Below are 7,167 nucleotides of genomic sequence, written 5' to 3'. Positions count from 1 at the left end.
GGGGCCGCGTACGCGCTGCGCCTCCGGGCCCGTCGGCCCGACCTCTACGCCGAACTCGCCAGCACGGATGCGACAGAGAACACCAAGGAGAGTTCGGTGCTACGGGCAGCCGCCGGCATCTCCGCCGCTAACCTCCAAGCGCATCGGGATACATGGGCGTTCCTCGTCAAGCACGCCAGCAGTGAGCCTTCACCAACTTGAAGTCGCAGGTCAAAGGGCTGGTGTGAACGGTTCTCGGGGTGCTCACGCTGGTCGTGGGAGGATGTCTGAGGAGTAGATTGTCTGTCAGTGCGTTCGCCTCAACAACCTTGCCGCCGCGGGTGAGACAGGTGCTTTCGGCGGCTTTAGGAGAATGTCGTAGATCTTCCGTTCGACGCGGTGCCGCGCTGACCGACCTCGGCCTCACGCCGGGGACCGTCGGTAGCCGCGGCCGGTTCGGGAGCGGTCCTCAGAAGTCGGCCGCGTTGCCGGATCCCGGACCGCCCGACCTCCCGTTGTTGGCGATCACGCTGGCATGAGCCGAACGTGACCGACGAGGTTTCGGCGGAGGCTTGGGCCGCTGGGTGCGCGATGTCTCCAGCTGAACGGGGACCCCGACATCCGAAAGGAGCGCATCCAGGGTCTCCTTGAGCTGCCGCCCGTCCGTATGCCTCGGGTGACCGCAAGCCAGCTGGGCCAAGTCATCTCCCCTGACTAATACGACCATCAGCGTTCGGGTGGCCGGCAGAGGGTCGCCCTCGTACGGCTCGACGATGCTCTCGACCAGATCTATGCGCGCCAGGTCGGCGATCGGCATCCAGGGCTCCGGGCGACCCGCCCGGATCAAGCGAAACCGGGACGAGGCCTGAGCCAGGGCGAACCGAACTCGACGGACACGACGCAGTGCGCCGGCCACAACAAAGGGGGCGGCGACGAGAGAGCCGGCCACCGCAACCAGGCCGGCCACGAACAGGACCTCGGGAAAGTCGACGCCGAAGGCGGCCATGAACACCATGATCACGATTCCCACGCAGCCGAACAGAATCAGCATCCGCACCAGAGAAGCGAGCGCGATCAGCACCGCATGGCCGCGCGAACCGCCGGTCTCGCGGAAGACGAGGTCGGTCGTGTCACCGTCAGGTCCGGGACGCACCAACTCACCGGGAGTCACGCGATCCAGCCTAGACCCGGCCGCCGTCAAGCAGAAGGCGACGGACAGGCCACGATGAGCGGACCTGACCGCCGGTTCTTGCTCACAGTGCTCGGCGGTCTTCTACGATCCTGTGCATGCTGGATCCCGAGCTGCTGGAACGGATCACTGTGCGGCGCGCGGAACTGGACGAACTCGAAGAACAGTTGGCGGAGGTACGGGCCGAGCGGGACGAACTCGCCATCGCCGAACGAGTCCTTGAGCGGGTGAACGAACAGCTCGCCGTCGAACGCGCCTCGGCGACGCCAACGCCCGGGCAGGTGGGCAGGCAGGCTGTGATGCTGATCCCGCACCGCGCACCGAGCGTGGAGGAGGACACGCTCCCGCCGGACTACCAGCACATCCTCGCCGCCGTGCGGCAGGCCGCCGGACCGATCACGGCCCGCGAGGTCAGCGAGGTGGTGGGGGTGGACGTCAGCATGCGGGCCAAGCTGGAACCGCTCCGCAGCAAGCTGGTCAGACTCCACCACCCGCCTATGACCAGGAAGACCGCCACTCGGCGCGGCTCGGCACGGGCGTAACCGGATTGCCCCCGGCGGCCGTTAGAATTGTGTGACGAATACCAAAGAGCGCGCCGAAGACACCTTCCCGTTCGTCTACAAGTGCCGTCTGCCGCTGTCCACGCGCACCGTCAACCACCTCGCCGATCTGCTCAGGCGCCATCTGAAGGCGATTCGGTCCCGGTGGCGGATCCTGCCGCCGGGGAAGATCGTGGTGACCGTTCTGGCTGTGCTGCGGCACGACCAGCGCCTGGCCGATATGGCCGGCGGCAACGACGTGTCCGAGTCGACCGTCCGCCGCTGGCGGGACGAGCTGATCGGACTGCTCGCCGCCCAGGCGCCGCGCCTGGACCGTGCGCTGAGGAAGGTCGCCAAGCGGGGCGGGGAGGTGGTCCTGATCGACGGCACCCTCATCCGCACCCAGCGCCGCGCTGGGAGGGCCGACCGGCGGAACTATTCCGGCAAGCACCGCAGCCATGGCCTACATGGATCAAGGGCCCCGAGCCGGCCCCACCGGTCCGGTCCCAGGCCCTTGAAGAGCTGACCGCCTCGGTGCGAACCGACATCGAAACCCGCCTGGGCGCGGGGCATCGCGCCGCGCCCCCGACACAGCGGTGCCCCACCCCTCTGTGCTCTCGGTCCGCGCGCAGTGACAGGCGCGTACAGCGGAGGGCCGGCAGGCGCGTCGCGGGGACCATTGGCCCCTGGCAGGTCCCACATCCCAGGGCCTTCCATGGAATCGGCGGCACCTCTCCGCGCCACCGCAGGGAGGAGGCGAGGGCGATGTCCGCTCCCGCACCAGCGAAGGACAACGACCGGGCCGTACGGAGCACCGGCTCCGAAGCCGGCGGCACCTGGATGCGCGTCGGCGACGAGATCGTCGTACGCGGAACCGCAGCCAGGGTCATCGTCCGAGACGGCGAGATTGTCGGTCTCCGCCATCCGGACGGCAGCCCGCCCTGCGACGTGCGCTGGGCCGACAGCGGACGGGTGACCCTGTACTTCCCTGGCCCTGATGCGTACATCAGGCATTTGGTGACCGGAGGCGACCATGTCACGGCCCGGTGACCGTCGGCCGATCGTGGTGGGCGTCAATCCTGATCCGGCCCACCGGATGGCAGTGGTCTGGGCCGCCGACGAAGCCGCCCGCCGGCTGCTGCCGTTGCGCCCGGTCCACGTTGAGGGCGTGCCGACCAGGGGCTACCGGAAGCCGGACGTCCCGCCGTCGTGGGAGGAATGGAACGAGGCGCTGCACAAGGCCGGGAAGCAGGTGCTCGAGGAGGTCACGGACTTCGTCGTGGCCCGGCACCCGCAGCTCGAGGTGGACGCCCTGCTCGCGGAGGGCGACCCGGTGTGGGTGCTGCGCGAGCAGAGCCGCGACGCAACCGCCGTCGTGCTGGGATCACGGCACCTGAGCCGGAGGCAGGAGGTGTTCGGCTCCGCGTCGCTCGCCCTCCCGGTGATGGCCCATACGCACTGTCCCTTGGTGGTCGTCCCCGAGCCGGAACACATCACCCAGGACCCCGCGTACTACGTCGTCGGCGTCGACGGCAGCGAACACTCCGCTGCCGCGGTCGATATGGCGTTCGAGGAGGCAGCCTTGCGCGGCGCCGAGTTGCGAGCCGTTTTCGCCTGGGAGCCGGGGCCGCTCAGGATCTTCGACAAGTACGAGCCGCAGCAGGAGTGCCGTCGGCTGCTCTCCGAGATCGTGGCGGGCCGCCACGCCCGCTTCCCCGAGGTGGACCTGCGCCACGAAGTGGTCGTCGGGCATCCCGTCCAGGTGCTCACCGATGCCTCGGCGCATGCACTGGGCCTGGTGGTGGGGACCCGAGGCCGGGGAGGATTCACCGGCATGCTGCTGGGCTCGGTCAGCCAAGGCGTGCTGCACCACGCCGGCTGCCCTGTCATCGCCGTCCCGACACACGGGTAAACGGCCGGGTCGTCACGAAGGGAAACCACCGTGACCGCAGAACCTCCCGACGTGAACACCGTCGAGGCACTCGTCGCGGACGCCGCCGCGGCGCCCTCGCTGCACAACGCGCAGCCCTGGGCCTTCCGCTATCTGCGGCACACCGGCGTCCTGCGTCTGTACGCCGATCCGGAGCGCGCACTCCCGCGAACAGACCCCGTGAATCGCGGCCTGCACATGGGGTGCGGCGCCGCGCTCCTCAACCTGCGTGTGGCCACCGCCGCGGCAGGGCAGGCGCCGGTCGTCCGGTTGCTGCCCGACCCGACGCACCAGGACTTCCTCGCCGAGGTGGATCTGTGCGGCACCGGACCACCCGACGGGGCGCTCGCCCGGCTGGGCCCTGCGATCCGTCGCCGTCGCTCCAGCTGCCTTCCCTTCCGTGACGAAGCACTCCCGGCCGCCGTGCGGGAGAGGCTGTACGAAGCGGCCCGCGCCGAGGGGGCCCAGCTGTTGTTCCCCGGTGCCTGGCACGTGCAGGCGATCCTGGAGTTGGTGCGGGATGCCGAGGGCTGGGAAGCGTTCAACCCGGAAGTACGCGGGGAAACGGAGCGCTGGACGCACACGGAGCTGTCAGGAACGGCGGGGACGGCCGACGGCATTCCCGGTGAGGCGTTCGGTCCTCGCCAACGCGGTACCTCGGCCCCGGTGCGTGACTTCGCCGTCGGCCGTCCGATGCCCGGGCGAAGCTGGGCGACCTTCGAGAAGAACCCGAACATCGCCCTGCTGGGTACGGCCCACGATGAGCCTGTGGACTGGCTCCGTGCCGGTCAGGCACTGGAGCGAGTCCTGCTCCGGGCCACCACGGACGGGCTGGTCGCCTCGGTCACCTCCCAGCCCCTGGAGTGGCCGAAGATCCGGTGGTCCGTCCGCGATCCTGTCTCGGCCATGGCCCACGTCCAGATAATAATCCGGCTCGGCTACGGCCCCGAGGGCCACGCGAGCCCACGGCGGCCGGTGGCCGATCTGCTCGACGTCCTCTGACGGACCGATCGGAGCGTGCAGTCGCATGAAGGTTTCCGAGGTGATGACTGCTCCGGCGGTGTGCGTACCGCCACACGTCTCCCTGGTCGAGGTGTCCCGACGGATGGCCGAGTGCGCCGTCGGCTCTGTCCTCGTAGTCGAGGACGGAGCACTGCGCGGCATAGTCACCGACCGCGACCTGGCCGTACGGGGCATGGGCGGCGGCCTGGGCACGGAGGCCCACGTGGAGGCGGTCATGTCACCACGCGTCGCCACGATCGAAGCCGCCGACGACCTCCAGTTGGCCTACCGGTCCTTCCGTCGCACGGGGGTCCGCCGACTTCCGGTGCTGGAGGCAGGTCGGGTGGTCGGCGTGCTGACCATCGACGACCTGTTTCTCGAGGTCTTCCGGCGACTCGGCGACCTGCTGGGTCCGGTCGCCTGGAGCGTCCTGCAGGAGCCGCCCGGGCCTCCCTCGGAAACTGCGTCTCCGCATGAGCCCTGACTTCGCGGATCTCCGCGAGGCGGTCGACCGACGTGCCTCACGGCGACAGCGTCGCCCCGGGACCGGCACGCGACGCAGCTCGTCACACCGAGGCACGACGTACGACTCATCAACCGGCAGCCCGAGCCGCACAACCCATCGTCAGCGTGCGGACCGCCAGGGAGACGTACGGACTCACTGCTTCTGGCAGCGCACGATCACGACCGGGCAGCCCGCATGCTGCGACACGTGCTGACTGACGGAGCCAAGCAGAGCCCGCGCGAACCCGCCCCTGCCCCGGCTGCCCACAACCAGGACCTCGGCTCCTTCGGCGGCCCGCAGCAGGACGTCGGCCGGGTTGCCGTGCACCAGATGGCTCCTGACCGAGCCCGCAGCATCCGCACCGAGCACCTCGGTGAGCTCCTTGCGCATCTTCTCCCGGGTCTCGTCCTCGTCGACTTCCATGTCCACGGCGGGTGCCGACCAGCTGTACAGGCCCGGCAGCTCCCACACCGCGACCGCCTCCACGATGCCGTCGACCAGTCCGGCGTAGCGCACGGCCCAGCGCAGGGCCTCATACGAGGACTGCGACCCATCAACGCCTACCACCACCCGGCGCTCGGAGACATCCCTGTCCATGCGTCTCACCTCTCCTTTCCTTCAGTGTGTGCGCCCGCTTGGTTCTTCGGTGTGTGCGCCCGCTCGGCCGGTCCGCCCCTGTTCTCCACGCTGCGAGACGCATCGCAGCAACGCCGGCGATGACCATCCGGCGGCATGACGGACGACGGTGCCGTCAGCGCCGAGGGCATCACCGATGGCCCCTTCTACGCGCTTGGCCCGATGCAGGCCTACGTCACGCTGGCCGACGCTGGTCTCGCCGTTGACACCGAACTGCGGGTGACCGATGCCGACGGCGAGCCGATCCCGGGCCTGTGGGCCGCAGGGTCCACTGGGCAAGGCGGCCTGCAGTTACTCAACCACGGCCTGCACATCGGGTGGGCGATGATCTCCGGCCGGCTCGCCGGCCGACACGTTGCTCAGGCACAGAACCGGCTCGACCTGAAGCCGGTGGAGCCTGCACCGGTGAGTTGAGGACCCATCGGCCGCGCAGTCCGTCCGAGCACGGCGCGGCCGGTGTCCAGAACATCAGGCCCCGCCCCGGTGACGACGCCGGTCGGGAGGCCAGGGTTCGCATCACTTCCGGATAAGGAGCGGCTCCGCGCTCCTATCCGTGGCGTGAGCGGACCTGTGCGGTCAGCAAGCGGAAACGGACGCCGTCATCGGCGTACGAGGTACGCGGCAGGTCGTCGGGCCGACTGCACGAATCGGATGCTGATCTACAACGAGCAGCACGCCAGGCTCATCCTCGCCGAAACCCGGCACCGCAACGCCGGAAGATGGTCGCCAAACCTCGCCGGGTGATCATCGCTGCCTGATTACGCCCATCCTCCCAGGGGCCCTCGAGTTTCGCGCTGCTGGCGGGCCTGGTGTGATCATGCTGCGTGGTCGAGTCCTGCTTGGGGAGTGTCTAATCAACGGCGGATCTGCTGCTCAAGGGAGAGACGCCAAGTGAGCGAGACGACGATCGGGCACGAGTCCGTGGAGGAGTCGGCTGGTGGTCCGATGCGGTCGGCCGCGTCGGACGAGCAACTCGTCGCGATGCTGGTGGACCGAGCCCGCAGTGAGGGACTGCAGCTGACTGGCGAGGGCCGGCTGTTGCAGATGCTGACGAAGCGGGTGCTGGAGTCCGCCCTGGAGGGCGAGATCACCGATCACCTCGGCTATGAGAAGCATGATCCGGCCGGGAAGAACAACGGCAACAGCCGCAACGGCACCAGGGCGAAGACCGTGCTGCCCGACGTCGGGCCGGTGGAGGTGAAGGTGCCCCGGGACACCGCCGGCAGCTTCGAGCCCCAGATCGTCAAGAAGTGTGGGTAGCGTGCCCAAGGCGTGGATGCCCCCGGTGCAGTCTGAGCCCGGATCCACCGGCTTGATGTCTGTGGATAGCTTCTCCGGAGACGAGGAAGTGCCTTGTGACCTGCGATGATGGGAGTTCTTCACGCTT

The 7,167-nt window shown here is 69.0% G+C and carries 10 protein-coding genes and 1 pseudogene; 9 read left to right on the top strand and 2 right to left on the bottom strand.

Annotated features, from left to right (window positions below; all coding sequences use genetic code 11):
• Nucleotides 1–201: hypothetical protein (locus ACIQFZ_RS42875; protein ID WP_402693939.1), on the top strand; the 201-nt coding region annotated here is incomplete at its 5' end.
• Nucleotides 202–448: 247 nt separating this feature from the next.
• Here the strand turns inward: ACIQFZ_RS42875 and ACIQFZ_RS42870 are convergent.
• Nucleotides 449–1,150, bottom strand: a complete 702-nt coding sequence (locus ACIQFZ_RS42870; protein WP_402693938.1) for a hypothetical protein — start codon at nt 1,148–1,150, stop codon at nt 449–451.
• Nucleotides 1,151–1,266: 116 nt separating this feature from the next.
• Here ACIQFZ_RS42870 and ACIQFZ_RS42865 point away from each other — a divergent pair, with 116 nt between their 5' ends.
• The 6 genes from ACIQFZ_RS42865 (at nt 1,267) to ACIQFZ_RS42840 (ending at nt 5,123) form a co-directional block, all read left to right on the top strand.
• Complete coding sequence (locus ACIQFZ_RS42865; protein WP_402693937.1) at nt 1,267–1,710, top strand: hypothetical protein; 444 nt, start codon at nt 1,267–1,269, stop codon at nt 1,708–1,710.
• Nucleotides 1,711–1,741: 31 nt separating this feature from the next.
• Entirely contained in the window at nt 1,742–2,233 is a 492-nt protein-coding gene (locus tag ACIQFZ_RS42860; RefSeq protein ID WP_402693936.1) for a hypothetical protein, read from the top strand.
• A gap of 239 nt (nt 2,234–2,472) precedes the next feature.
• Complete coding sequence (locus tag ACIQFZ_RS42855; protein WP_402693935.1) at nt 2,473–2,757, top strand: DUF1918 domain-containing protein; 285 nt, start codon at nt 2,473–2,475, stop codon at nt 2,755–2,757.
• Nucleotides 2,741–3,619 (top strand): universal stress protein, encoded by an 879-nt coding sequence (locus tag ACIQFZ_RS42850; protein ID WP_402693934.1) that lies wholly within the window; start codon nt 2,741–2,743, stop codon nt 3,617–3,619. Before ACIQFZ_RS42855 ends, ACIQFZ_RS42850 begins: the two co-directional genes overlap by 17 nt.
• Nucleotides 3,620–3,649: 30 nt before the next feature.
• On the top strand, nt 3,650–4,639 hold the full coding sequence (locus tag ACIQFZ_RS42845) for an Acg family FMN-binding oxidoreductase (RefSeq protein WP_402693933.1): 990 nt from the start codon (nt 3,650–3,652) through the stop codon (nt 4,637–4,639).
• A 25-nt stretch (nt 4,640–4,664) separates the two neighbouring features.
• On the top strand, nt 4,665–5,123 hold the full coding sequence (locus ACIQFZ_RS42840) for a CBS domain-containing protein (RefSeq protein ID WP_376607301.1): 459 nt from the start codon (nt 4,665–4,667) through the stop codon (nt 5,121–5,123).
• A 174-nt stretch (nt 5,124–5,297) separates the two neighbouring features.
• Here ACIQFZ_RS42840 and ACIQFZ_RS42835 read toward each other — a convergent pair whose 3' ends face one another.
• A complete protein-coding gene (locus tag ACIQFZ_RS42835; protein ID WP_402693932.1) occupies nt 5,298–5,741 on the bottom strand; it encodes a universal stress protein in 444 nt (147 codons plus the stop codon).
• Between the two features lie 135 nt (nt 5,742–5,876).
• Between ACIQFZ_RS42835 and ACIQFZ_RS42830 the strand changes: the two genes are divergently transcribed.
• Both ACIQFZ_RS42830 and ACIQFZ_RS42825 read left to right on the top strand, forming a co-directional pair.
• Entirely contained in the window at nt 5,877–6,194 is a 318-nt protein-coding gene (locus tag ACIQFZ_RS42830; RefSeq protein WP_402693931.1) for an FAD-binding protein, read from the top strand.
• Between the two features lie 531 nt (nt 6,195–6,725).
• Nucleotides 6,726–7,031, top strand: a pseudogene (locus tag ACIQFZ_RS42825) (transposase); the annotation flags it as partial.
• Nucleotides 7,032–7,167: the final 136 nt, after the last annotated feature.

The sequence above is a fragment of the Streptomyces sp. NPDC093064 genome, assembly GCF_044754605.1.
Taxonomy (GTDB): domain Bacteria; phylum Actinomycetota; class Actinomycetes; order Streptomycetales; family Streptomycetaceae; genus Streptomyces.
Note: the sequence above shows the minus strand (reverse complement) of the source record. Positions and strands in the feature narration are given on the sequence as shown.